Raw genomic sequence first — 25,517 nt, 5'->3', positions numbered from 1 at the left:
CAGCCCGTGCAGGCACAGCTCGGTGAACAGCTTCTGCGGGTCGTCCTCGGGCCGCTGCGCCTGCTCGAGGGCAGCAGGCTCACGTCCGCTGTGGGAGCTCCTGCGAGCGGTACCGCCTCCGCATAGGCCGTCTCCGCTCTCGTGATGGGCGCGGGACTTTAGTCTCCGGCTTGGCGGCTCCAGTGGAGCTGCGCTTTGCGGCTACGGAGGGTGCTGGAGTGTTCGGAGCCGAGGATGCGGGCACGGTCTGCCGCTACCTCGGCCGACAGGTTTCTTGCCGTGACGGGGTATCCGGTCTTGCCGGTCCACTGGGCGTGGTTGTGGCGTGTAGCGAGAGTTTCGGGGTGGTCGGGCCCAAGGATGCGGGTGCGGTCCTCGATGAGCTGGGAGCAGAGGCTGCATGCCGTGGTCGGGTCGTCGGCGTTTCCGGTGCTCTGGGCGTGGTGGTGGCGTGTGATGAGGGTTCTGGGGTGGTCCTTTCCGAGGATGCGGGTGCGGTCCTCGATGAGCTGGGCGTAGAGGTCGCGGGCCTTGGCGGGGTCACCCGCCTCGTCGGTGCACCGGGCGTGGTGGTCGCGTGTGTTGAGGGTGTCGGGGTGGTCGGGCCCCAGGACGCAGGTGCGGTCCTCGATGAGCTGAGCGGTGAGGGCGCGCGCGGTAGCGGGATCACCGGCCTCCCTCATCCAGTTCGCGGTCAGCGATTGAGTCAGGAGGGTGAGGGGTGCGTCGGGGCCGAGCGTCGCCGCGCGGGTGTCCGTGATCAGGGCGTAGGAGGCCCAGGCAGCGGCGGGGTCCCCGGCCTGGCCGGCGCAGTGGGCGTGGTTATGACGGGTGGCGAGGGTGCTGGCGTGGTTGGGTCCAAGGACGCGGGCGCGTGCATGGCTGATCGGGACATAGAGGTCGCGGGCGCCGGCCGGGTCGCCGGCCTTGCCGACGCAGTGGGCGTGGTTGTGGCGTGTAGTGAGGGTGTCGGGGTGCTCTGGCCCCAGGACGCTGGTGCGGTCCTCGATGATCTGGGCGTAGAGGTCGCGCGCAGTGGCAGGATTGCCGGCCAGGGATACCCATTGGGCGTGGTGGTGGCGTGCCGTGAGAGTTGCCGCGTGGACGGGCCCCAGGATGCGAGAGAAATCGCCGATGAGCTGGGCGTACAGATCGCGTGCGGCCACAGGTCCGTTGGCTTGACCGGTGCGGTGGGCGTGACTAGCGCGACTGGCGAGGGTGTCGCGGTGATCAGGTCCGAGAATGCGGGTGTGGTCCTCGACGAGGCTGGCGTAGAGGTCACGCGCGTCTGCTTCGCTCCCCGCCTTCCCTGTCCACTGCGCGTGGTGGTGACGTGAGATGAGGGTGTCAGGGTGACCGGGCCCCTGAACGCGGGCACGGTCCTTGGCCAGCTGCGCGTAGAGGTCACGGGCGCGGCCCGGGTCCCCTGCCTGGCCGGTGTACTCGGCACACCATCCCCGGGCGTTGAGCGTGTTCTTGTGCTCGGCCCCGAGGACACGGGTGAGGGAGTTCAGGACGGGCACGTAGAGCTGACATGCGGTGGCGGGGTCTCCGGCCTGCCCGGTGCACCAGGCGTGGTCGTCGTGATCGTCCAGTGTTTCGGGGTGGTCGGGTCCCAGAACACGGGTGCGGTCCTGGACGAGGGTGGCGTAGAGGTCCCGGGCGGCGGCGGGATCACCATCCCTTGCGATCCACCAGGCCTGCGTATCGCGTGTGGTCAGAGCCTCGACATGGTCGGGACCTAGCTCACGACCGGCCCTCCTGACCGCGAGATTCGCCAGGGATACCGCTTCATGGGTCATTCCGGCCTTGCCGCAGCGCTGCGCTGCGGTGTGGAACACCTCCCAGAGCGTGTTCGCCACGTTCGGGCTGGTAGAGGCATTGTCCGGGACAATCACCGAGGGCGGATCCGGTTCCTGCTCCCGGGTGAGTTCGGTGGCGATCCGGTCGACGACGCTGGCATCGGTGTCGTTGACGACTTCCGCGCGCACGAGCGCCGCCTCGATGTCGTCACCCTCCGGATCCTCTGGATCCGCCGACGCCGCGGCAGGCGTGGACACCACGTCGGGCAGGGGATCGTCGGCCGAGGCCCCTTGCGCCCGCAGGTCCTTGAGCTCTCCGGTGAGCCGGTCGATCTTCTCTTGCAGGCGAGCGGAAAGACTCTCTGCCTCACGCTGCTTCTGCTTCGCCCGGTCCAACTCACCGTTGGCCCGCGTCTTCTGCTCGAGAGCGCGAGCGAGCTTGCGCTCCGTCTCTTCCGCCCGCGCACCCGCGGCGAGCTGCTCGCCGGCCGACTGCGCCAGACGGTCGCGGTCCTCGGTCAGCTGCGTTACCCGGTCCTGCAGCGTGCCGATCATCCCGTACAGGATCATGGCCAGCTGCTGCGACTTCGCCGCGGTCTCCCGCAGCTCATCGCGCTGGGACAGCGCCTTGGTCAACGACTCGTACGTCTCGATGTGCTTCGCCTGCAGCGCGGCGATGTCGAGCAGACCCGCTGACGCCGTGTGCCCCATGCCCGGCCGCTCACCGTGCCCCCGCCGCCCGGAACCCGCGTCCCCCCTCGGAGGGTTCAGAGCCGCACGCCGCAACTGCTCGGCCTCGGCTTGCCGCCGCTCCCTCAAGTCGGCACGGACCGTGGCCTCCACCAAGGAGGTGATGAACTTCTGCGGGGGGATCCTGCCGCCGAGGTTCTCGCTGACGGTCGACTTCGAGTACTGGATCCGCTTGCCCACGGCCTCCAACGACAGGCCGGACTCATCCACCCGGGCCCGTAAGAACGTTGCAAGCCGGACTGCTTCAGCGCTCGTCGCCGGACTCAGGTCCTTCCACCGACGACCCGGCTTTCCGTCCTGCGGCACCCCGCACCCCCTCGCCAAACCGTCCGGGACATCCCGGACACAACCCATGTGGTCCGGAATCTACCTGCGATGTTCGGCCGAACGAGTGAGGACAACCCAACTCCCGACCACTGTCTGCCCCAGCCGCACTCAGCGGCACCGACAGCACAGCGAAGGGCAGCACCGTGACCGACACCCTCTCCATCGCCGCCGACCTCCTCACCCTGATCGGCACCACCCTCACCATCACCCTGGAACTGCGCCGCGCCCGTGACGCCGACCAGCCGGACGAGCAGGAAGACGACCAGCACAAGTGATGGCCTCGGCTGGCGGACGGATCCCGACCATAAGCCTGTCCGCCAGCCTGGCGACGCCTGCAAACAAGCGGCCCACTAGGGGCGGTGAGCGCGGCCTAGAAAGGGATCGCGCCGCCCACGAGCCGACCGCCGACGCCACACGGGCCAGAACGAAATGAGCGCTGCGCCATCCAGCAGCTGCTGCGCGCCGTGCCCGCGACGTCGACCGTCGTCCGGCGGCTGTCCAGAAAAGATCTTGCTGGCTCCACCCCACATCGTCCTCGCTCCGCCCCATAACTAAGGCGTAAGGGAGTCCGGCTTGCCGGGCTCCCTGCTGTAGATCCTCTTCAACGTTCTTGCGGCGGCCGGCCGCGCCGCAGGCGGGTGGGCGAGCTCACGGGTATCTGACTCCCTTCTCTGGCCGTGGGGAGATGTTCGGCTCGCTCGACGGCTGTCCGCCGCGCAGCTGGAAGTGGCAGTGGAATGGCAGTCGTATGGCGTACCGACGCCATGCGCGGCGCGGAAAGCTAGGGGTTGCGCTCCTTGGTAGCGCCCTTTGCAAGCTGCCACCACCCCGCATCACCGGTTCGTCAAGCGTTCGCGAATCCGCTCCACGCCCCGTCAGGACCCGCCTGGCATGGGGCCGGAACGGATTTTCGCGAGAACTCGATTCGACGGCCCGGTTCGCGGACTGTGGCCCCGCGCTTAACCCGGAGCGCACCAACGATCCCCAGGGGGAACCTCATGAACACCGCGTCGCATCTGATCCAGCCCGCCGCACCTGCCCCGGCTGCCCCGGTCCCGGTCCCGGCTGCCCCGGTCCCGGTCCCGGCCGCGCCTGTCCCGGCCGTTGCTCCGGCCCCGGCCGCAGGTGCGGGTGCGGGTGCGGTTACCGCTCCGTGGGTGGTGGCGCTGCTGGGTGTTCTGTCGGGTGTGGTGGGTATGGCGCTGTGCGCGGGGGCCGGCGTTCTCGTCTGGATCCGGCCCGGCGTCATGAATCCGCTGACGGCCGCTCTGACCATGGGCGGCTTCCTGGTCGGCGTGGCGGCCCTGTTCGTCTCTGTCATTGCGGTCCGCCGCCGGTGACGTCGCCGGGCACCGGTCGTTGGCCCGGTGATCGATACCGACACCATGTGATGGGGGACCTGATGACGGGACGACAGACCCGGCTCCGGCCGGGTGTGATGGCGCTGTGCGCCGCTGTGGGCCTTCTGCTCGGCCTGACAAGCTGTGGTGGTGGCAGCGACGACGCGAGGCCGCAGACGCTCCCGCCCAAGGCAACCTTGGCCCCGTCCGCGTCGACGTCGGCGGATCCGGACGCGGCGGAGAAGACGGCGGTGCTCGCGTCGTATTCCTCGATGTGGGTGGAGCAGATGAAGGCCTACCGCAGGGCCAGTGCCGAGGGCACCAGGCTGGAGCGGTACGTCACGGCGGAGGCGCTCGGCCAGTTCCGCAACGACCTGGACCGGATGAAGGCGGCCGGGACGGTTGTGCGCGGCGACCTGGCCCACGACGACACCACGGTGACCGCTGTGGACATGGATGCGCAGACGCCCACCGCGACGGTCCAGGACTGCATGGACATCTCGAAGTGGCAGACGTACAGCACCAAGAAGAACCAGGTCCTCCCTATGCCCAGTGCTCAGCCGCGCCGGTACACGGCCACGGCCACGGCGGAGAAATGGGAAGACGGCTGGATCATCACCGAGTTCGCCCCGGACGGGTCGCAGTCGTGCTGAGGCGTGCGACCGCAGCCGCGGTGGCCCTCCTGGCCGGCGCCCTCGCCCCGGCCGCGCACGCGGACGGCGGCCAGGACGGCGGGATCTGCGAGGGCACGGCGCTGACCATCACCGTCTGCGCCTCGGACGGCGGCAGCACGTCCGGTGCGGGCGGCAATGGTGCCCCGGCCGCGCCCGCTGGAGCTTCGGGCGGGTCCTCCGGATCCTCGACGCCGTCGTGCACCTACACCCGCCTGGATCCGCAGCCCCCCGCCGAGAACATGTTCTGGAAAGGCCACGACCGCTCCGAGCAGGGGGCCGTCTACGGGGTGCATTGCCCGGATCAGCAAGGCGCCCGGACGGTGTGGATCGCGGACGGCCAGGCCCCGGACGCCGCGCCCGTCATCGACCCTGAGGCCGTCGCGCGGCGGGCGGCGGCCTCGATGCGCCTGGAGGGCCCGACGGTCGCCAGCCCCCGTGCCGCGGGGACGTACGTCGTCGGGATGCCGATGTGGATGTGGGCCACCCCGTCCCGGTCGACGTTCGGCCCGGCGACCGCTTCGGCCACGGCCGGCGGCGTCACCGTCACCGCCACCACGAAGGTGACGAGGGTGCGGTGGGCGATGGGCGACGGCACGACAGTCACCTGCCACGGCCCCGGCACCCCGTACAGGAAGTCGCACGAGGTGACCTCGTCGCCGGACTGCGGGCACCTCTACGAACGGCCCTCCTCCGAACAGCCCGGCGGCCGGTTCAAGGGAACCGCGACCGCGACCTGGACCGTCACCTGGACCGCGCCCGCCCTCAACGACGGCGGGACGTTCACTGAAACCCGGCAGACGCCGTTCACCGCCGACGTCCACGAGGTCCAAGTCGTCAACTGACCCGGGCAGGGCTCTGACCTGCCATGGGGAGTTTCCATGATGAGTGGGCCCCGCCATGGTGAGTAGAGCCGAGAGCGTGGTGAGTTTCCCGGCCGACTGCTCCCCGCATGGCAGGGGGGACGTCGAACGCCCCACGGCGAGAGGCTGCGAGGCGTTCGGAGGGCGAGCAGGCCACGGGGGTAGCTGCGTCGCCTCGGTTTTTGTAACGAGGGGCGCGGAGGGCCGGTTACGGGCGCCGCTGGGCGGGACGGAGGCTGGACCGGCGAGGAGTGATCGCCGGTCCAACCGTTGCGATGATCTCAGTGGTCTTCTGCCCGCAACTGGTGAGCGCCCCCATACGATGTACTCGAAGTTCATCTCGACGATGGGAAATTCGATCCACAACCGCGAGATGGTGCGCCCGGACTGGATGCACATCATCCACTCCCAGGCGTACGCGAACCTGTGGGGCAAGGCGTACAAGGCGTCCACGGCCGGTCTGGATGTCGTTGCGATGATGGGCACGGATGAACTCCATGACGCCGGTGACTGGCGGCAGGGGTTCCCGGAGGGCCGGGGCGTTTCCCAGATGAAGGTCGAGCACGGCGAGGGCAAGACCACGGGTGAGTGCACCGTGGGCGCGGTGGGTGGCTGATGGCCGGCCGGTGGATGGACCTGGGGGCGTTCAACGCCCGGGGCCTGCCCGGTGCGGACGCCCTCGGTGTGGCGATCGAGCGCATGGTGACCGGCATCGCCTCATCCGTGGAGAGTGAGCGCGGGCTTGCCGCGCGCCTGAACTACCTGACCAAGACGGATGCGGGATACGAGGCGATGGACCGCGCCGGTATCCACGTCTCCCCGCGCACGCTCATGGCCTGGCTCGCTGAGGAGCGGATCCCGAACAAGGCGAACCGGTCGCGGCTGGATGCCGCGTACTGGGACCTGCGGCGCCGCAACGTGGCCGCCGACCTGAAGAAGCGGCTCAACAACCACGGCCGCGGAACCCGCATCGAGATCAACCCCATCGACCAGACCCGCGTCGACGGCCGGCACCAGCGGGACCTGTCCAGCCGCAGCATCAACGTCCGCGGCGTCTGGGACCGCGCCGTCGACGCGTGGATGAACGACGACGTCGATGAACTCGACGCCATCTGGGACGACATCATCCAAGACCTCGGATCCGAGTACGACGCCTACAGCAACGTCTCCTCCATCGGCTGGGCCGCCTGAAATACCCCGTCCCCGGCATTGGAGCATTGGAGTGCTGGGGGCGGCTGCAACCGTTGAGGTACGGGCTTTGTCTTCATCGTCATGACAGTCACTCGAAGATCGCGGTCTGTGCCGAACGATCGGGAGCTGCGGTTGTGGAGGGTCGGCCGAGCACTGACCCTCTCCTTCTTTGTTGCGGTCCTGGTAGCGGGCTGCGTCTTCATGGGCTTGGTGTACCTGCTGGACTTCCAGGAGATCGACAACACTAAGAAGCTCGACGCCAAGACGTTGTTCGACCTGGTGAAGCTCTCCTTCGGAGTGGTCGCCGGGGCCGGTGCGCTCGTCGCCCTGGTCGTCGCCTACCGCCGCCAGCGCGTCGACGAGGCCGGCGCCCACCGTGACGCCACCCGCCTCCACACCGAACGCTTCTCCCAAGCCGTCGACAAACTCGGATCCGACTCACCCGCAGTCAGGCTCGGCGGCGTCCACGCCCTGGCCGGCCTCGCCGACGACGCCCCCGACGACGACCTGCGCCAGACCTGCATCGACGTCCTCTGCGCCTACCTCCACCTGCCCTTCTCTCCCGACCCCGGCGACGAGCCCGCCTGGCCCGACGGGTCTCCACTCCCCGAAGAACACCGCGATGCCCACCAGGAGAAGAGGAACCGGTACCGCGCACTGCGCGAGGTCCGGCACACGATCCTGCGCCTTATCGGAGACCACTACCGCATTCCCACGGGCACCCATCGTTCATGGCAGGGCTGCAACCTTGACCTCACCGGCGTCACCATCGACGGTCGCATGCGCTTCAAGGGTGCGAGCTTCTCAAGCGGCACCGTGAACTTCGACGGCGCGGAATTCTGCGGTGGCTCCGTGGACTTTGCCGGGGCGGCGTTCTCCGCTGGCACCGTGAGCTTCGTCGGTGCGGTGTTCTCTGGGGGTGGGGTGTACTTCGGCGGCGCTAGGTTCTCTGATGGCGCCGTGAGCTTCGACCACGCGGAGTTCTCCGGCGGCGCCGTGTTCTTCGTCGGTGCGGAGTTCTCCGGTGGCGCCGTGAACTTCGACAGCGCGCAGTTCTCCGGCGGCGATGTGAACTTCGACGACGCGGAGTTCTCCGGCGGCGATGTGAACTTCGACGACGCGGAGTTCTCCGGCGGCGACGTGCGCTTCACCAGGACGGCGTTTTCCGGTGGCACCGTGGACTTTGCCGGGGCGGCGTTCTCCGGTGGCGACGTGAGCTTCGACAGTGCGGAGTTTCATGGCAGCCACCTGCGCATCGACGCAACCACTGGTCCTGCGCCAGGCGGGCTCCTTGAGGCCGTTGGCACTCCAGTGCCAGCCGAGATCCGCCTACGCCCTGACTGGCTTCCTCCTACTCCGCAGGAATGAGACGGACGAATCTCTTTCCCCGCCGCGAACGTCACGCTGCGTCGTGCGCTGCCGGTCACAGTGCGTGTGTGGGAACGCTGACAGGTGGACGTGCCGCTGCGTTCGGGTAGTCGTCGTCACCGGGCCGGTGCGGCAGTCGCGCCCGGAAATCGAACAGGCTTAGCATTACGTCGTGCCTAAGAAATCCCCTGCCTTCGACTTCCCCCAGGACCTCCTCGACGCCCAGGCCGCCCTTGAGGAGGTGCAGGCCGAGCATGACCAGTTCGCCCGGCTCCTGCCGTGGTCGGCGGAGCCGATGGTCGGGTGGAAGTCGGACAAGCAGCTGCACAGCGACTACCTGTCGGAGAAGGAAGACAGCCGCGGTTACACGACCGAGGAGGCCGAGCGCCTGGCCGGGTACCGGGCGCGGATCCTGGAGCTGACCACCCAGATCATCACGCACCCCTACTGGGCCACGCTCTCCGGCCCGGACCGAGTACAGGCCCGCACCGCCCTCAAGCACGCCCACGACCCCGCCGGCCCCGCGGCCTAGCCATGCCCGACGCAACTCCGCACCCGGGCGCCTTCAGCGACCTGGACAAGAACCGGGCCCTGCTGGACTGGCTGCGCTGGCAGGTCGGACAGACCGAGCGCCGCGTCCGCGAACTTGAGATCCAGGAAGCGCAGGAACGCGAGCGCCGGGAGCGGGCGCGGGCGGAGATGTCGTGGAAGATCCAGCCGCAGCGCTCCTCGCCGACGGCCCTGCTGCACCGTGGGGGGTGTGCCACCTACCCGGACCAGGCCGGGTTGATCTCCCGGGAGGACGCGATGGTGGCCTTGGCGCGGCCGGACATTGAACCGTGCGGGGTCTGCCGGCCGGAGACCGGGCTGACGCGCGGGTAGGGCCCCGCACGGGCCTACGGGGCCCTCCGCGCGGGGGCTACGCGGCGAGGGCGTCCTTGAGGGTGGGGTAGATCCGCAGGACGGTGTCGGCGCCGACGAGGCGGAACAGGCGGGTGACGGCCGGGGAGGGTGCGGCGATACGCAGGTCGCCCTGGTGGTGTGTGCTCAGGACCAGCCTGAGGAACATGGAGTCGCCGAACGTGATGCCGCTGGCGTCCAGGACAAGGCTGTTGTGCCGGGCGAGGGTGGTCTCGATCTCGGTCGTCAGAGGGCCGATGGAGTCCATGTCGAGCTCGCCGGCAGGGGCGAGGACACGCGGCACGGGCCGCGACGTGTCGAGTTCTTCATCAGCTGTCATGCGGCAATTGTTGCCGCAGCGGTATGCGGGACTTCCAGGCGGCCCCCGGTGGCAGGCCAGAGAGGTGGACCCTTGCGCGGTTTCCGCTCTGACCTGCCGTACTCGTTGTCCCGCACCACCACCAGGCCGACACCCCGCGACACCCGGAACGCCAGCAGCCTCACCCTCTCGGCCGTTGCGCAGGATGCGGGATCGGGCTCACCAGCGGCCGGGGCCCTCGCATGTAGAGCCGAGACCGTGGTGAGTTTTCCGGCCGACTGCTCCCCGCATGGCAGGGGGACGTCGAACGCCCCGCGGCGAGAGGCTGCGAGGCGTTCGGAGGACGAGCAGGACCACGGGGGTAGATCTGCGTCGCCTTTGCCTGGGTAACGAGGAGCCTGAGGCCGCAGTTACGGGCGCCGTGAGGCGCGACGGAGGCTGGACCGGCGAGGAGTGATCGCCGGTCCAACCACTGCGATGATCTCAATCTTCCGCCCGCAGACGGTGAGCGCCCCCATCTCGACGACTGCGACGCTGAGTCGGCGCTGCCAGCTCACCCCAGCCGGGCCAGGCAGTCGGCCCCGACTGCGCAATCTGCGCAATCAGCCGCTGACCTGCGGTGGTGAGTTCTTGTGGTGAGCACCGTGAGCCGTGGTGAGTTTCACGGTGAGTTGACCCCGCCATGGTGAGTAGGCCCGGGGACCGTGGTGAGTTTCCCGGTCGGAAACTCACCACCGCAGGTCAGAGGCATGCGCGGCCACTTACCACGGCACCCCGCCCACTGGAAACTTTTGTTGTCGAATCTGCTGCATGACGCTCAGGTGGTCGACTGGGGCGGAGATCGCCAGGTGCCCGGGGCGGGAGTTCCGTCGCCGGTGCCAGAGACCAGCCACCCGCTCCGGGCCCCGACACCCTGCCACACGAAAGCCGCGGCGTCTGCCGCGCTGCGCCCCCTCGCTCCTCGAGGCCGCGGCGCGGCGTCCTGGCCGGGGTCCTGAGCCCCCTCCGGGGGGCTGCTCGGGCCTGTCCCGGGGTGCTGGCCGAGCCTGCGGCGAGGGGGCACCCTGGAGGTGTGGTGACCAGGAAGACGCCGCGCTGTGGTCAGTGCGCAACGCCTCTTCCCGACGGGTCCAGGAAGAGCCGCCGGTACTGCTCCGCGACATGCAGGACGAGGGCCTAGCGCACGACGAGGGCCCGGCGTGAGGCGATCGAGGCCGGCGGCGCTGCTCTCCAGGCGATTCTCGAAGGGCGCCGCCACCCTTGGCCCCAGTTCAGGTGCCCGGAATGCGGCAGCACCTGGTACTCCGCGGACACCCCGTTCGGGAAGACGAAGCGATCCGACAGCCGGTACTGCTCACCACGCTGCCGGACGCGGGCGTGGCGCCGACGGTCGCGTTCAGGAGGCGTCACCGCGTGACGCCTCCTGGTGACGCAAACGCGACGCTCGGGCCGGGCACTGAAGGTCCGTCGGCGGTCGGCCGCAGGGGGTGCAGCGAGGCCATGCGGCCGGCCCGGCGTCCGACAACAATCCCGACACTATGACCGACGATATGGCCGAAGGTATGACCGAGAGCATGGCCGACACTATGACCGATACCTCCCGGGAGCGGGCCTCTGCATAACGGCAGGTCAGGCCCCGGTTTTCGCGTGGTGAGTGCGCAGACTTCCCCTCTTCTACCTGGTCTGTCCTGCTGTGGGGGGTGGGGTGGGGTGGTGGTGGCTGGTGGGCGTGCGTGGTCTCGGGGAAGCCGGGGCGGCGCTGCGCTGGCTCCAGAGGGCTGCGGCGGCCCGATGGGCACCGCAGCGAACAGACACCGAACGGAGGCCCGCACCATCCCCCCCAACATGCCCCCCAACAACCCCCCCAGCATTCCCCCCAACATCCCCCCCAACATCCCGTGCGCACGATGACGCCAGCCGCCCGCACAACCCCAGGTCAACCCCTGGTTTTCCTGTGGTGAGTGCTCAGACTTCCCCTCTTCTACCTGGCCTGTCCTGCTGTGTGGGCTGGTGGGCGGGCGTGGTCTCGGGGAAGGCGGGGCGGCGCTGCGCTGGCCCCTCTCAGCGGCCCGTCGCGCTGCTCTGGGCCGGGCCGGGCTTCGGGGCGTGCACCGCCTGGTGCTGCTCGCCTCTGCCGGGCTGGCTGTGTTCATCAGAACCACAGCGTGTTCACGACTTCGGGAGTCACCAGGGTCAGCGGCCGTTCGATCCTCCAGGGCTCCGGCTAGCGATACAGTGCGCGCCGTGGATATACCCGACTGGTTCAAGTGGATCTTTCTCGGCTTGGCCTTCTTGCAGGTCCTCGGCCTCGTCTCCGTCATCCGCCGACTCCGCGAACTCGACTCTGTAGTGCGGACCAAGGCACGTTTCGATCTGGTGGACTCGATCGGCACCATCTTGTTCTTGGGCGGTGCGTACCTGAGTCTCGAGGTCTCAGAATCCTGGTTCTGGCTCGGCCTTCCTGGCTTCGCCCTCGTGGGCGCCGGCTACGCCGTGAAGGGAGTCCATCTCCTCCGTGCCCGCCGTCGCCCCACAGCCTGATCCAGCTAGGCACTGACCGGCGGATCATGCTTCGGGGTCGAGGACCCTGAGGTCGTAGAGGTAGGAGCGATCGCCTTTGAAACTGCGCCAGACGGTGGCCGGGGGTTCGGGTTCGTCAGCGTGGCTATTGAGGGGATGGGCGGTGACGAGGCCGTCAGCGATCTCGCAGTGCCAGCCGTCGGTCGGCGACCAGACACACCGCACGTTCCCGTCCGTTCGGCGGTAGGCAGGGCGGCCATTGTGCTCGCCGTCGCGTGCGAAGTGGTACCGAAGCCCGTCTATGTGGCGTGCGAAGGTGAAGGATGAGAGTGCCGTCATACCTTCGGCACTGTATGAGACAACGCTGCTGACGTCTAAGCAGTTCTGGGCGTACCCGAAGCAAGGCACTCGCTCAAGTGAACTCCCGAGTCTCTGGTGAACAAAGCCACCGCCAAGCCCTCGGCACGGTGTGACAACAGCTGTGACGACATGTGCGACAAGACCTGTGACGCTATCTGTGACAGCCACCGCGCGCCGTGCCTCGCTCAACCGCAGGTCAGGCCCAGGTTTTTGGGTGGTGAGTGCTCAGACTTCCCCTCTTCTACCTGGCTGCCCGGCTGTTGGGTGGTGGGTGTGGTGGCGGTGGGCGGGCGTGGTCTCGGGGAGGACGGGGCGGCGCTGCGCTGGCCTTCTTCTCCGGCCCGTCGCGCTGCTCCGGGCCGGGCCGGAGCCGGGCTGGGCTTCGCGGGACGGCACCGCCTGGTGCTGCTCGCCCCTCGGGGCCTGGGCGCTGCGTGCACAACAGCTGTCACGCGATGTGTGACGACAGATGTCACGGTATGTGCGACAGGATCTGTGACGCTATCTAGTACAGCCACCGCGCGCCGTGCTTCGCACAACCGCAGGTCAGGCACCGGTTTTCACGTGGTGAGTGCTCGGACTTCCCCTCTTCTACCTGGCCTGTCCCGCTGTGTGGGGTGGGTGGTGGTGGCTGGTGGCGGGCGTCGTCTCGGGAAACCGGCGGCGCTGCGCTGGCCCGTTCTCCCGGCCCGTCGCAGGGCTCCGGACCGGCGACCAGAACGACGACCAGGCGGAGGTGCTGGTGGTCCTACTCCGGCTGCGGGGCCGGCCGCTGCGCTTCGCTGTCCGCGCCGAGCTCGGCTGCGTGGATCGCCCGGGCGTCGGTGACGGCCCGTGCCCAGGTCCGCTCGTTCCCGCCGTGCGTCCAAGCCGGCCGCCCGGCCAGGTCCGCTGGTGCCCGCGACCCGTATGGATCGTTGCTTCTGCTGGGCTGTGTGCTGGGGGGCTAGCATGACTCTCGGCTCGTCTGTGGTGACGGGTGGTGCGCCGGGAAGTCTGGTCGGCAGTGTCTTTGTCGTGCCCGGGAAGGCGTGCCATGCCCCTGCCGTTCGTACGCCCGCGTGTCCGTGAGGTTGTCCAGCTGCGGGGCGAGCTGGACCGGCACAGGGCAGAGCGTGTGCAGAAGAAGCTTTCGAGAGCGCTTGCCCGTGGTCCTGCCGTACTCGAGGTCGACCTGAGCAAGGTCACCTTCCTCGCCCCGGAATGCGGCGCTGTCTTCCTCAGGGTGGCGAGCGACACCCACCGGTCAGGGGTGCGGTTCGTCATCAGCCGGGGCTCACCCCGCATCCTCGCCACGCTCCGCACGCTCGGCCTGGAGCGCTACCTCGACGCACCTCTCCCCTTTGACCAGTAACACCGACCAGACAAGAGACCCAGGCCATGACCGGGCACAACCCCACCCCCATACCTTCAGTGCTGGTTGAGCAGGTGCTGTCCTGCTTCGACGCATACAACCGCGCCCGCGGAACACGAAGCGGCCTGCTCTTCGGCCCCCGGGCCTCCCCCCGGGAGGAACAACGGGCATTCGACGACCTCCAACGAGCGATCGAAAAACTCCGCGACGCCCACACGCAACAGCCACCAACGAACTGAACCGGCAGCACCAGCTGCCCCACCACTCCACCCTCTACGCAGCCACTGCGGGCGTGGTCTCGAGGAAGCGGAGCGACGCTGCGCTGGCCTCTTCTCCGGCCCGTCGCGGAGCTCCGGACCGACGACCAGGCGGCGGCGGTGGTCCTACTCCGGCTGCGGGGCCGGCCGCTGCGCCGGCCTGCTGAGTGCTCGCCGGGACTGCCGCAATCTGCCGACTTGGCATCGCCAGCGGTGGGTCCAGGGACAGAGCGCGGTACTTCACGTCCGCGTGGCGACGGTGCACCGCGCCCTGCATCCGCGCGAGCCTGTGATGGTCAACCACCGTCCCAGAGAGTTGACTTCGCGAGCCGGCTTCGACCGGGACACTGTGCGTCAGCCTTCCCCCTTCCCTGGACAGGCTGGATACGCTGCCGAGTATGGATGAATGCACCACGCACCCGTTCCTCGCGAAGCCGGTCACCGGGGCCAATGGCGCTGTCGCCACCCTGCGTGCCCTGAAGAGCACAGATTCCGATAGTTTCGGGGAATTCCTTGAGACACTCTCGACGGAGACCAGGGAGACCTATAACCCCCATCCCCTCGACCGCACCGAAGCGCAACGAATCTGTGCTGCTCTCGACGACCCGACCGCCCTACGTTTCGTGCTTGCGGACGCCCGTGACGATCGCGTAGTGGCCTACCTGCTGGCCCAGTCCGCAATCCCGCAGAGCGAGAAGGAGCGTTACCGGAAGCTCGGGTGGACCATCGAGGACGGGACGGACTGTGATGGTCTGCATGAGGGTGCCAGTGGAGATTCGTCATCTGGATGTCAGAGAGATGGGCCTAGTGACCTGCTATTTGTCACTGTCAGGGTGTGACGAATAGGCGCTGAAGTGAGTGACGAAGGGCCTGGTCATTTTCATGCCGACTCCTATGGCAGTCGGCCATTTGCCCAATTTTAAGTGGACTCTTAAGGGAGGTCAGGCGGGAATGTTGATCTTGAGTTGGTGAGGCCTGCTGGCCCACCGATGCCGAGCAGAAGCGAACCATCTGCGTCGCGCAGGGTCGTGACGGCTTCCACGGGGCCGACGGTCGCGAGCGTGTGGAGCTTCTCTGCGGTGAGCGGATCCCACAGGGTCAATGCGTGACTGCTGCCGCTGGCCAGGAGGTGATCCCGCGTGCTTGAACACCGTCCGTACGCGAGAGGATGTCGCCATGAGCGAATGGGGGATAGCAATGATCGCGGCAGGGTCAGCGATTGCAGGCAGCGTTGTAACCGGTTGGTTCACGCGTAGTACCGGACTTCGTCAAGCGGCTGCAGCACAGCTGGCCGGCGAGCAACAAGCTGCTGCAGCACGGCACGCGGGAGAGCAGCAAGCCGAGGCCGTGCTGAAGACGGTGCAGCAGACACTGGAAGCACAGGTCAGAGCGCAGCAACTCGAGGCCAAGCGGGGGGTATATGTGGCCTTCCTGCAAGCCGCCCAGGCACTCGTCGAAGATCGCAAGCGTGATCGAGGTGCTCTGGATGAGGCGCTCGTCGCTGAGGCGCAACGGACGTACCAGGTTCTGCGGCTGGACGGCCCCGACAATGTTACGGCGCAGGCACACTTCCTCATGCAGGCGATCCTCGACTCCCTGGAGGATCCCTCGGTAGGCGCTGCCGAGATCGACCGATGCCTACGTCACTACACCACCGTGGCACAGCACCACCTGCAGGAGCCCTGGAGCTGGATGAGGCGAAGTCGAAATTCCTGGATCGCAGGCGGGACGACCGAACCTCCTGCCACAGCTCACTGAGGCATTCCACCCACCAGGACGATGTGCAATGGCGCCCGTGGCCAAGGGCTACACCACCCGGTGGGAGACAATCGGGTGGCAGGCTGGCAGGCATGTCGTTGCGTAAGGAAGCGGGCTTTGCTCTATCCGCTCGATGCGGCGATTACGGCAGTGCAGCAGGGACCGTTGTCACCGGCTACTCGGTTGTCGCATCCGACGTCACCGGCGACGAGTCTGGCTATGGGATCCACAGTGGGCCTGGACAAGTGCCGACCTCACAAGACGTGCACTGCCTGTGCGCACCGAGCAGATCGTCACCCGGCCGGTTTGCAGTGCGTCAGGCTTTCGATCTCGGCTGCACGTGTTGATTAGCGGTGGACTTCCTCCTCGCGGTACGAGCTCAGCGCGCCGTAGTTCTCGCACATGCCAGCGATGCCGTCGCGGCCCGCCAGTATCGTCGAGGCCTTCATCTGACGGGACAGCAGGCATAACTTCGGGGGCAGGGCTGTGGCAGTTCGGGGGCGGTGCCCGTCGCCGTATGGGTGGTCGCCGCAGTGGCTGGTGTGGTGTCGGCAGGGCTGATCGTCGCGTTCGTGGTGGGCCCGGACATGGCCGACCGGGCCGTCAGCGTCACCGGCGCGATCGTCGGGATTGCCGTGTTCATCCTCTTTGGCATGACTCTCGTCCGCAGCTCCGGAGTGAGATCTGTATGGCCGGCCCTCGGCGGCTTCAGCCATCTGTGGTGCTGTTGAGCTGGCCCTCTGGCGTGTGTGAAACGTTCAGGCCGACGTGACAGCGGGTAGCGCCGATCGTGTCATGGAGACGACTGAACAGGTCGGGGCGGATCAGTAGGTCTGCGCCCTCGACTGCAGGCAGCAGAGGCAAGTAGTTGCCGTCGTGGACGAGGTGGCCCCGCCATTGACGACCTATCAACGCCTCTCCTTGCCCATCGCTGAGACTGAAGCCGCAGATCCCTTCCGTGGGCTCGAGGCCGAGAAAGGCTATGACACTGACAGCTGGTGCGAGGACATAGTGAGGTAGGCCTGGTCCTGAGCGCAGGGGTGAATCGACGAGCGTGGTGGCGCTGGCGTCTGTCAGCGCCACGAGGGGCTGGTCTGCGGTGCCGAGGTGGCCCGCTGCCGTATCGGCGTCTGCGAGATGAGCTGCCAGGTACCGCAGCGGGTGCGTCCACAGCTGCCAGGAGGCCTGGGCAACAGGCAATGAGCCAGCCGGCGCATCATGGCCTCCGGCTTCCAGCCCGACGAAGATCTGTACCTGGCGGGCTGGTTCTTCCGGATACCGGCGTGCGGGGGTCAGCTGCCTTTCGGCAAACCCGATCTGCACCCATTCGTCGTGAGGGCCGCTGGTCACACGGGGGAGTGCCACGATGCCGCCCCGCAGCCGTCGTTGGCCTGCAACTGCATTGAATCCCGCAGGCGGCCAGACACCGGGTTCGCTACGGCTCTCTTTGAACCAGGGCGCAGGGTCGAGCGACCACTCCAGCACCTGCGGGCGGGTGAGGGGGCGCGGCACGCGGGCCAGCTCAGCGCGTAGCGCTGCCCGTGGATCGTCGCCCAGCCGTGCGGCAGCGTTGCGTTCGAAGACCTGCGCCTTGCGAGCCATGTGTCCGGCTTGAGCGAACGCGGCGCGCAGACCTGCCGCGGCTTGCTGAAGCGCGTCTTCGGCGGCGCTTTCGTCAGCAAGGTAGGCGTCGGGCACCTGGGTTCTGCTCGGATGAGTCAGCGAGTCCAATTGCTGGCCCATCAGTGCTTCCACGTACTGGGGGATCGCCTCGCTCACCAGATCGATGACAGCCTCACGCAGCCCTGCGGGGCCCCGTGCGGCAGCGAGCCGGGTTCTCAGATAATGGTCGACGATTTCTGTCGCGAATGCACGCCAGTCGTTCATGGTCTGCCCTTGGCGCGGGAGGCGGCGGCGATGGCTTGCGTGAGTGTCGGATGTGCTGGTGTCGCAGGGGGCGGGGGAGGCTGATGCCCGGCGCGCGTAAGGATCTCGGCAGCGCCCGCCCGAACGGACAGCATGTCACTGCTGCACAGCACCACGAGCTGCTTGTGGAGTGCCATATCCATGGGGGGCAGGTGGTCATGTAGGACAGCCAGGAGCCAGGTCAGCGGCCCACCACCAAGGGGAAAGGACAACACGTACGCGAGGGCGATCTGGGCCTGGCTGGGGCGGCTCGCCAGCAGCACGGTCGCTGCGACCAGAGCGCGGCGTTTGTCGCCGAGCCCGGGCAGCGCAAGGGTGGCCAGGGCAAGGGTGCACAGCGCGGTGTCGATGTCGTGCTGTGTGGCCGAGGCCGGGCTCGGTTGGTAGGCGCCGTCGCCGAGGCGGGCGTCGCCGGGCAGGCGGTGGGTAATGACTTCACAGGCGGCGTCCCAGCACGCGAGCGCATCGGCGCCCGGTATCCGGCCTGGCGGGGGCTGCACGGCGAAGGCAGAGACCAGGGCCTGGCTGACGCCGATCGTTCGGCTGTACGACGCGTCGGCAACGGCGCGTGCTACCTGGTCGGCGAGAAGGCCGGCCGCGACGGTGGCGTCCGCCGTGTGCGCGTGTTGCCACAGATCGAGCCGCTCCTTACCGGCGAAGGAACGCCAGCCGCCTCCTCCTCGCATGGTGGTAAATGCGAGCATGCCGGCGGTCGCAGCGAGCGGGCCGAGAGTGTCGGGGGCTGCATCTTGGCGCAGGCGGAGCCCGGTGGCGATGTCGGCGAGATAACCGAGCGGCTTCGTAAAGCTCGTCTCCTCGGCGAGCCGGTGCAGTAGTCGGGTGGCCGCGTCGATGCCCTGTCGGTCGGCCACCTCCAAGAGCCGCCACCCGATTGCGTTGGCCAGGCTGTCGGCCGACCACCGGGAGCCCGGGGGAGCGTTGTATGGCTTGTCGTTGTGGTCGCGGACCGCAGTCAGGGCGCCGGCAGCACCCTCTGGAAGCACGGGGTGCTGCTGCGCGTGCAGGTAGGCGTCTGTGGCGTAGCGCCCTTTGGGCCCGTACCAATTACGGGATGTCTTTACGGTGGCGTGTTTCGGCGACCACAGCGGACCGCTTTCGCCACCGCATTGCCGTGCCGCCGCTGACAGCGCGGCGCTCGGTGCGGACCCGGCATCGCTGGAATCATGGATCAGAGTCTGGTCGTCATAGGTGGAAGTGATCGCGTTGGCCAATACAGGCAGCAGACCCCGTGTCCGTGCCGCCTCGTCGTGGGGCAGGCTCGCGAGCCTGCCGAGCAGAGCGATGTCGGCGTCGAGACGTCGGCCCTCGGGACCGGAAGCGATCCGCAGCACGGCCAACACGATGGGGTCGGCTGTATCGCCCTGCGTGGCGAGCAGTTGATGATGGGCTGCTTCCACCCGGGCGTCGGGCAGCCCTGGCTCGGACAGCAGCACGCGTGCTCCCAGCTGTGCGGCAGCCGGAGGATCCAGGCGGGCCATCAACCGCCACCACTGGTGGGGAATTGAGCTGGTACCCCGACCGTCGGTGCATTGAGCGACGAGATACACCAGAGGCTGCGTGCGCGCCAGCCTCTCACGGGCCTGGGCAGGGTCGGCCTGAAGGAGTTCAGGAAGCGGATCCAGGAGTTCCTCGACCGTGGCGTCCTTGTGGCCGCCATAGGCGCCCATGAACCGGGCGGCGCGCTCCCAGCACTCCTGCGCAGCCAGCCCGTCGTCGCAGGCGAGACTCACGCGGGCCATCTCGAGCTCGAAGTCCGCGTCCTCCGCGTACAACGCCAGGCGGTCCGCTTGAGCTGCGCGCACGGAGTCCATGAGCTCGTACACGACACCGGCTCCAGCCTGACCGACGCTTTCAGCGAGCAGAGACACCAGCTCCGTCGTGATGAGAGGCCCACTCCCAGCCATGCCCATAAGGGACGTAGTGGTGCCGTGGCTGATGGCCTGCAGGTACCTGATACCCAGCGCCAAGTCCTGGCCCTGGAGCATTACCACGGCATCGTGCAGAACCTGCCGCACGAACTGGTGGATGCTGCCTAGGTCGCTGGCCTTCGGCCGGCCTGTGAACGGCTGATTGTGACGGGCCAGCTGCTCGAGAGCCACACGGCCGGTCAGGGAAGCCGCCTCGGCCGGGACCTTTCCCGCATCGACATCGTGGCGCAGTCCCAGGGTCGCCACGGTGAAGCGTAGCCACGCGCGGTAGAAGCCGACGCCTTCCAGGAGCGGGAGCAGGCGGGCGGCAGCCTGCGGATCGACAGAATGGGCCACGGCAAGCAACGACAGCCACCTGTTCACCGGTGCTGCCAGCTCGCCGACCCGGTCGGCCAGCACCTCCCGCGTGGCTTCTTCAAGGACCCCGGTGATGCCGCCGGAGAAGAAGTCCTGCGCCAGGTCCGCCCCCCTCACGCCATGACGCAACAGCTGCCGCGGATCGCACGGCCCGCTCGCCCAGGCCGCTGCGGCCAGAGTGCGCGCTGATGGCAGCTCTCCAGAAATGCTGGCATGGGCGTCGGCCAGACACAGCAGAACCGCCACACGCCGGTCGGAACGTTCGATCAGCTCCACGCTCGCCATCAGCGCCTCATACCCCAGGCAATCCAGCAGCACGCCCACGGCACGCCCGATTGCCCCCAGGTTCTCCTGGTCAAGGAACTGCGCTACCCGCTGCGCGACCGGGCGCGGAGGCGCATCGCTGTCAGTCTTCCTGCGTGGCTGTCGGATCCTCCCCCGCAGCTCCGCGAGAAACACTGCGTCGTCGCTGTCGGAGCCGTAGCGGGCGTTATCGTCACGTTCGTTGTCCCAGGCTGCCAGGTAGGCCTCCCACGGTGCAGCCAAGCCGGCTCGGTCGACAGCCGCACACAACTGAAGTCCCCAACGCGCCATCATGGTGGGCTCGCCCTCGTACATCAGGCTCGCTGCCACCCTGTCAGCGCCGCACAGCGCCACCAGAACATCGGCGTACGGCACGAGAGAACTCGGCAGGCCCTCTTCCTCATAAGTCGCCCGGGCCCGGCTGAGTTCCACGCAGCGCACCAAGGTGGACCAGTCGCTCCGGGCTGCCGCCCGCTGCGCGGCGACGGTCAGGGTGTGGGTGATGGCCCGCGGAGGCTGCAGGCCGGCGATCGCGCAGGAGAGGAAATCGGGCCCTATGAGCGAGGCCAGCTCTTCGTCCCGGCCCAAGGCGGACAGGAGTTCAGGCAAGTGCCGGAACGCCCGTGGGTCCGTGAAGAACCCCCGCCCGGTGAGCCACGCGGCAGCCTGCTTCCTTACAAGGTCGACCCAGCCCTGGTTGCTGTCCATCTTGCGGATGAAGCGGCTGAAACTCTCATGGTGGATCTTCAACCCACCGATGCCCGGCTGCTGCGCGACAATCGGTGCCACGCTCGTCAGCGCTGCGCCGAGCATCACCCCGGGCAGCGGGAAAATCTCTCCCAGCTCCTGTGCGGTCACGGCGAAGTCGCAGATGGCGAGCATGCTGACGGCCCGCCACTGCTCGGTAGTGAGACCTTCGAGGAGGTAGCCGTAATAGTCGTCGAGATCGTGGGCCGAGGACGGGACCGCGCGCAACCGCTCCAGAGGGTCCCCAGCCACGACCCGCGCCGACGGCGATGCCACAACGGGCGCCGGCCCCACCGCCTGCCGGCACAGGTACGTGGCATAGAGCGCATTTCCCCGTGAGCGCTCTTCGATCAGGCAGACAGCGGCCTGTGCAAGTTCCGCAGATGCCTGCTCGCAGGCGGAGGGTGTCAGGGCTGACAAGACGCCCAGCCGATCTGCCAGCGCTTTCAGTTCCTCAAGATTGAGAGGCGGGACGACCAAGTGTTCCGCACGGTTGCCAAGAGCCTGGAGATGCGGCCCGGGCTGACTGGCCAGGACAAGGACAACACCAGGAGGCAGGCTGAGAGCGGCGAGTTCCTCCACCAAGGACACGGCAGGGTCCGACTGCTGCTGAAACGCGCGGCCGGTGATGTTCCCGAGGACCCGGCTGACATGGTCGAGTCCGTCCACGATCAACGCGATCGGCTGATCCGGAACCAGACTGCGCATGGCTGCGACCGCCGCCGTGAGCGTCTCGGACGTGGCCGCATAGCGTGGCCTGATCTGAGCCACCGCCTCAGGAACGGCCGTCTCCAACTGCTTCAGGAGGCTTCCGATCACCACATCGGTCAGCACACGCTGCTCCCGACGCTCGTCATCGATTCCGAGCCAGCAGTGATGCCGCGCAGCGACCCACGTGTCCCGAAGCGCATCGCCGAGCTGCTCGCACAACCACGACTTGCCGATGCCAGGCCCACCGGTGATCACGAGTACACCGCCCGAGTGGGCCGCGTTCTCCAGGGCGGCCACCATGCCCGAAAGAACCGCCGGGCGGGTCACCTCCGCGGCACGGTCCACGGGGCGCCCTTCCCCAGCAGCCCCGAAGTCGACCTCCAACCCCAGCCGAGGGAGCAGCTTCTTGACGGCCACTGTGCCCTCTCTGGAACGCGCTTCTTTGGCCGCGTCGATGAGAGCCAGGGCTACGTCCGCAGGGACACGGTGCCGGTTCGGTGGCCGCCCAGCGCCGAGTTCCTCGCTGACACGGTGCAGCAACGCAGCCTCTGCCGGTCCTGGCTCACGGACGTTGAGCGAGCACCCCGGTACCCGCGTGTCGACGATCAGCGAGGAACACACATCCCTGAGCAGGTCATCATCCACATCGGCGAGCATCGATTGCCACGGCTCGTGTGCCCGCAGCGCAGTGGCATCGAACCGGTATCGCCTGCTGCTGAGCCCCAGCAGAGCCGGCCCCGGGTCGTTACTGGTGCGTAGAGGTTGCAGCACCTGGGACAGATCAGGGTCATCCGGTTCCGTGTCCCGCACCACGAGGCGGTGGGAGGTACCGGGGTGTGCTTTCAGGTCTTGGTCGACGGAGGAGAACAGAAGATTCAGTTGCAGGCCGCGCTTGTCCGAGGTGAAACTCTTCAACGACAACGCGCGATCGTGAGTCGTGTGCTTGATCTGTATCCGCTCGCGGCTGCCGTCGGCCCACTCGCAGGTGATGTCGTCGAACCGGTCCCCAGCGAACATCTTCGTATCGACGAGCACCGACTTCGCCCGTCCCATCGCCAGATCCACCAAGCGCAGCGCGGTGAGCAGATCCTGGTAGGCATAGCCGAGATGTGTCGGGCGCAGGTCCATGATTACCTCCCGCATGCCCTGGCTTCACCGGAATGTCTGCCCCGAGCATGAGTCTGAACGAACCCTAACCTCAGCAGCCTTGTCACTGCCCCGGCACACTGCCCTTTTCACACCCACCGTCACCGCGGTTGGGCCACAACGTGAGGCCCTCGCCGACGAGTGGGCCTGCCTGCGGCCCTACACCTCCAACGACGAGCAAACAGCCGCCCTGTCAGCCTTCTTCCACACCTACAACCACCACCGCTGCGACACCGCCCTCGGACGCCAGCCTCGATCAGTCGCGTCAACAACACTGCGGGTGCATACACCTAGTGAGCACATGGGGGTGTCCTACGTTGCCGCGTAAGCCAGCTCCGCGAGTTGCAGGGCGTCGGACAGACTGACTTCGTCGACGAGGTCGACGCTGACACGGTAGGCCCGATGGCCGGTCGTGAGGGTGCGAGCGCGGGTGACGCCCATCTTCGCGAGCTGCTCGTGGCTGTGGTCGAGTCGAAGATTCACGATGCCCGACTCTGCCCAGAGGTAGGCGAATCCGCCGAACTGCGAACCCCGCTTGCGCATTCTGAGATAGCGGCTGTAGTCGAGCGGGGTACCCGCGGGTGCACCCTTGCGCTTGATGCCGTGCACCCCCACGTTGTCCCACTGCGCAGCCTGCCTCAGGAACTGGAGCAGCACGTGCGAGGTCGAGTTGCGCGCCAACTGGGCCCTCACGGCGGCCTGTCCCTCCTCGGCCACCCCAGGGATGCGTGCCGACGTCCAGGTCTCATTCGGCGCTGGGGCCGTGAGCGGGCCCGAAGGTAAGCATTTACGATGTTCGGTCAACTTGCGTACGAGTTCCGAGGCATCCAGCTCGGCAGCTGTTCCCTCGAACTGGTAGACAGTCAGCTTCATTTGATCACCCGATACCTGCGCATCATGCTCCATGGCTACTTTGAGTACTCTAACAACTACATGAAGTGTGCGAAGATGTTCGGGTGCATCCCGTTCTCGCTGCTACGGGGTGCATTCAAGGTGCTTGCTACCGAATGCTGTTGGTCGGAGCGTTTCTGGGCGCATCCTGAGAGGGGATGGGCCATCGCGGCCCGCCAGTTGGGGGAGTGCGGCAGCTTGCGGCCGATGGGGGACGGAGAAACGCGATGAGTCGCTGGTACGAACCCAGTGAGCAGTGGCCCAGGCATCCAGAGGGCTGGTGGCGCGCAGTCCTCGCCTATGCCCGGTCGGCTGGGTGGAGCCTGAAAATGATCGACGGGCATGCCTGGGGGATGATCTTCTGCGACCGTGATGGTGAAGAGCCCTGCAGGATCCTCCTCTGCAGTTCCGGCAGGGGGGCTGAATCCGTCGCGCGAGACGCGTCCAAGACGATCGATAGATGCAGTCACCTTGCTGTGCAGGCGCATGGTCAGATGCTCCAGCGGGCCGGCCTGCTCCTGGATGGTGCCGAAAGGAACCTTCACGCTGCGGAGCTGTGCCTGCTGGCCGCAGACAAGAAGGCCGAGGTCGAGGAACTGCTTGATGAGGCCGAAACTGCCGCCGGTGAAGCGGCGAAGCTTCTGGACCAGGCCGTGCATCTCGACAAGGTGGCCGATGCTCTCATCGTGGAAGTCTTCGCCGACCTTCCGCAGGACAGCCTCCTGGGCTGTCCTCCCACTCCCCAGGAGATAGAGGTCCTGGTGATCGGCGCCGGTGGGCAGACCGACAAGGCCGAGGAGCTGATCGAGGACCTGCCCCAGAGCCAGTCGGTCGACCTCCTGCGGTCCAGGATCGAGCAGATCAGGACACGCGGTGAAGGTCTTTTCGGGCGAATGCGCGCGAGTGGGAATGCGGCCATCTCTGATCCCGCTTAACGTGTTGGAGAAGTCCAACATCCGGGTATGGTGTAGCTAAGGAGGAGGGGGTACTCCGTGGAATTTTGCGTTCCTCTTGTTATCCGCAATATCAGCCTTGACGACGACGAGACAGTTGAGAAGCTGGCACTGAGTCTGTCTGATCTCGGCTGGCGTCAGGTAGCAGGGCAGGTGCTGGCCAGCGTGTACACGACTCAGCCGGACCCAGTGGCTTCCGTAGTCGCAGCAGCGCACCACATCAAGCGTGAACTGCCGCATGCCGTCGTGGAGCGCGTGGACGAGCAGTTCGTCTCGCTCGCCGACATTGCGGCCCGCGCCGGCCTGAGCCATGAGGCTGTCCGCCTGTGGGCGACAGGGAAGCGACGAACGACAGGCAAGCCTTTCCCTGCCGCACGCTCAACCGTCGGCCAAGGCCAAACCACAACCAAGATCTGGGTGTGGCCTGAGGTGATGGCCTGGCTCAAGGCGCAGTATTGCCTGGACCTGGAACCAGGCACGGCCCACCTTGACGCCCAGCAGGTTGCGCGTGTCAACGCCGCTCTGTGCGAGTCGCCCCAGACGGATCGTTGGCGCCGGACGAGCACGGCCAGCCTCACGCGGACCCTCGAAGCTACCAGTGCACTTCTGGGGGAAGACGTGCCGTCCGGCCCGAACGGACGGCGTCTCTTCGCCGAGCCGGGTACCCAACGATGAACACCACAGTTTCTTCGAGAGCGACCCCAGGCGACGTTCATGAGCAGGTCTCCGAGCTCCACACTCGACTGCACCTGAA

General features: G+C 67.4%; 21 protein-coding genes and 2 pseudogenes. 17 read left to right on the top strand and 6 right to left on the bottom strand.

The genetic code is table 11. The features are described 5' to 3' along the window. Window positions 1–158: 158 nt before the first annotated feature. On the bottom strand, window positions 159–2,906 hold the full coding sequence (locus tag ACFUNE_RS33595; RefSeq protein ID WP_383575906.1) for a tetratricopeptide repeat protein: 2,748 nt from the start codon (window positions 2,904–2,906) through the stop codon (window positions 159–161). Between the two features lie 116 nt (window positions 2,907–3,022). Between ACFUNE_RS33595 and ACFUNE_RS33590 the strand changes: the two genes are divergently transcribed. The 9 genes and pseudogenes from ACFUNE_RS33590 (at window position 3,023) to ACFUNE_RS33550 (ending at window position 9,194) form a co-directional block, all read left to right on the top strand. Next, window positions 3,023–3,154: a hypothetical protein gene (locus ACFUNE_RS33590; RefSeq protein WP_383575904.1), complete on the top strand. Its 132-nt coding sequence runs from the start codon at window positions 3,023–3,025 to the stop codon at window positions 3,152–3,154. An 882-nt stretch (window positions 3,155–4,036) separates the two neighbouring features. Further along, a complete protein-coding gene (locus ACFUNE_RS33585) occupies window positions 4,037–4,219 on the top strand; it encodes a hypothetical protein (protein WP_383575902.1) in 183 nt (60 codons plus the stop codon). A 62-nt stretch (window positions 4,220–4,281) separates the two neighbouring features. After that, window positions 4,282–4,872, top strand: a complete 591-nt coding sequence (locus ACFUNE_RS33580) for a hypothetical protein (RefSeq protein WP_383575899.1) — start codon at window positions 4,282–4,284, stop codon at window positions 4,870–4,872. Beyond that, window positions 4,866–5,735 carry an ATP/GTP-binding protein gene (locus ACFUNE_RS33575; protein ID WP_383575896.1) on the top strand — a complete coding sequence of 290 codons (870 nt, stop codon included), beginning with the start codon at window positions 4,866–4,868 and terminating at the stop codon, window positions 5,733–5,735. Before ACFUNE_RS33580 ends, ACFUNE_RS33575 begins: the two co-directional genes overlap by 7 nt. Before the next feature lie 334 nt (window positions 5,736–6,069). Continuing rightward, window positions 6,070–6,369 (top strand): annotated as a pseudogene (locus ACFUNE_RS33570) (DNA-binding protein); the annotation flags it as partial. After that, window positions 6,369–6,944, top strand: a complete 576-nt coding sequence (locus tag ACFUNE_RS33565; RefSeq protein ID WP_383575893.1) for a transcriptional regulator — start codon at window positions 6,369–6,371, stop codon at window positions 6,942–6,944. The pseudogene ACFUNE_RS33570 and the gene ACFUNE_RS33565, both read left to right, overlap by 1 nt. Before the next feature lie 81 nt (window positions 6,945–7,025). Then, window positions 7,026–8,312, top strand: coding sequence for a pentapeptide repeat-containing protein (locus ACFUNE_RS33560; RefSeq protein ID WP_383575891.1), 1,287 nt, complete (start codon window positions 7,026–7,028; stop codon window positions 8,310–8,312). Between the two features lie 172 nt (window positions 8,313–8,484). Continuing rightward, window positions 8,485–8,844 carry a hypothetical protein gene (locus ACFUNE_RS33555; RefSeq protein WP_383575888.1) on the top strand — a complete coding sequence of 120 codons (360 nt, stop codon included), beginning with the start codon at window positions 8,485–8,487 and terminating at the stop codon, window positions 8,842–8,844. A 2-nt stretch (window positions 8,845–8,846) separates the two neighbouring features. Further along, on the top strand, window positions 8,847–9,194 hold the full coding sequence (locus ACFUNE_RS33550; RefSeq protein ID WP_383575885.1) for a DUF6233 domain-containing protein: 348 nt from the start codon (window positions 8,847–8,849) through the stop codon (window positions 9,192–9,194). 37 nt (window positions 9,195–9,231) lie between these two features. Here the strand turns inward: ACFUNE_RS33550 and ACFUNE_RS33545 are convergent, their stop codons facing one another. Further along, the gene (locus ACFUNE_RS33545; RefSeq protein ID WP_383575883.1) at window positions 9,232–9,552 is read right to left on the bottom strand and encodes an STAS domain-containing protein; all 321 of its coding nucleotides are present in this window, start codon (window positions 9,550–9,552) and stop codon (window positions 9,232–9,234) included. 2,223 nt (window positions 9,553–11,775) lie between these two features. Here ACFUNE_RS33545 and ACFUNE_RS33540 point away from each other — a divergent pair. Next, window positions 11,776–12,072, top strand: coding sequence for a hypothetical protein (locus tag ACFUNE_RS33540; protein WP_383575881.1), 297 nt, complete (start codon window positions 11,776–11,778; stop codon window positions 12,070–12,072). 24 nt (window positions 12,073–12,096) lie between these two features. Here ACFUNE_RS33540 and ACFUNE_RS33535 read toward each other — a convergent pair whose 3' ends face one another. Then, complete coding sequence (locus ACFUNE_RS33535) at window positions 12,097–12,390, bottom strand: hypothetical protein (RefSeq protein ID WP_383575879.1); 294 nt, start codon at window positions 12,388–12,390, stop codon at window positions 12,097–12,099. Window positions 12,391–13,447: 1,057 nt separating this feature from the next. Here ACFUNE_RS33535 and ACFUNE_RS33530 point away from each other — a divergent pair. The 4 genes from ACFUNE_RS33530 (at window position 13,448) to ACFUNE_RS33515 (ending at window position 16,511) form a co-directional block, all read left to right on the top strand. Next, a complete protein-coding gene (locus ACFUNE_RS33530) occupies window positions 13,448–13,765 on the top strand; it encodes an STAS domain-containing protein (protein ID WP_383575877.1) in 318 nt (105 codons plus the stop codon). A 655-nt stretch (window positions 13,766–14,420) separates the two neighbouring features. Next, entirely contained in the window at window positions 14,421–14,861 is a 441-nt protein-coding gene (locus ACFUNE_RS33525; RefSeq protein WP_383575875.1) for a hypothetical protein, read from the top strand. A 337-nt stretch (window positions 14,862–15,198) separates the two neighbouring features. Beyond that, the gene (locus tag ACFUNE_RS33520; RefSeq protein WP_383575872.1) at window positions 15,199–15,780 is read left to right on the top strand and encodes a hypothetical protein; all 582 of its coding nucleotides are present in this window, start codon (window positions 15,199–15,201) and stop codon (window positions 15,778–15,780) included. Window positions 15,781–16,283: 503 nt separating this feature from the next. Further along, window positions 16,284–16,511 (top strand): hypothetical protein, encoded by a 228-nt coding sequence (locus tag ACFUNE_RS33515; protein ID WP_383575870.1) that lies wholly within the window; start codon window positions 16,284–16,286, stop codon window positions 16,509–16,511. Here ACFUNE_RS33515 and ACFUNE_RS33510 read toward each other — a convergent pair. Together ACFUNE_RS33510 and ACFUNE_RS33505 are read right to left on the bottom strand one after the other, a co-directional pair. Beyond that, window positions 16,489–17,667, bottom strand: a complete 1,179-nt coding sequence (locus ACFUNE_RS33510) for a hypothetical protein (RefSeq protein ID WP_383575867.1) — start codon at window positions 17,665–17,667, stop codon at window positions 16,489–16,491. The two genes, ACFUNE_RS33515 and ACFUNE_RS33510, sit on opposite strands and share 23 nt — an antisense overlap. Further along, on the bottom strand, window positions 17,664–22,901 hold the full coding sequence (locus tag ACFUNE_RS33505; protein ID WP_383575865.1) for an NACHT domain-containing protein: 5,238 nt from the start codon (window positions 22,899–22,901) through the stop codon (window positions 17,664–17,666). The genes ACFUNE_RS33510 and ACFUNE_RS33505 overlap by 4 nt, the downstream gene beginning before the upstream one ends. A 148-nt stretch (window positions 22,902–23,049) precedes the next feature. Here ACFUNE_RS33505 and ACFUNE_RS33500 point away from each other — a divergent pair. Beyond that, window positions 23,050–23,213, top strand: a pseudogene (locus tag ACFUNE_RS33500) (IS481 family transposase); the annotation flags it as partial. A gap of 18 nt (window positions 23,214–23,231) precedes the next feature. Here the strand turns inward: ACFUNE_RS33500 and ACFUNE_RS33495 are convergent. Continuing rightward, on the bottom strand, window positions 23,232–23,825 hold the full coding sequence (locus tag ACFUNE_RS33495) for a hypothetical protein (RefSeq protein WP_383575862.1): 594 nt from the start codon (window positions 23,823–23,825) through the stop codon (window positions 23,232–23,234). Between the two features lie 314 nt (window positions 23,826–24,139). Between ACFUNE_RS33495 and ACFUNE_RS33490 the strand changes: the two genes are divergently transcribed. Together ACFUNE_RS33490 and ACFUNE_RS33485 are read left to right on the top strand one after the other, a co-directional pair. Further along, the gene (locus ACFUNE_RS33490) at window positions 24,140–24,745 is read left to right on the top strand and encodes a hypothetical protein (protein WP_383575860.1); all 606 of its coding nucleotides are present in this window, start codon (window positions 24,140–24,142) and stop codon (window positions 24,743–24,745) included. A 57-nt stretch (window positions 24,746–24,802) separates the two neighbouring features. Further along, the gene (locus tag ACFUNE_RS33485) at window positions 24,803–25,438 is read left to right on the top strand and encodes a hypothetical protein (protein ID WP_383575857.1); all 636 of its coding nucleotides are present in this window, start codon (window positions 24,803–24,805) and stop codon (window positions 25,436–25,438) included. Window positions 25,439–25,517: the final 79 nt, after the last annotated feature.

This window comes from Streptomyces sp. NPDC057287 (assembly GCF_042667905.1).
Classification (GTDB): domain Bacteria; phylum Actinomycetota; class Actinomycetes; order Streptomycetales; family Streptomycetaceae; genus Streptomyces.
Note: the sequence above shows the minus strand (reverse complement) of the source record. Positions and strands in the feature narration are given on the sequence as shown.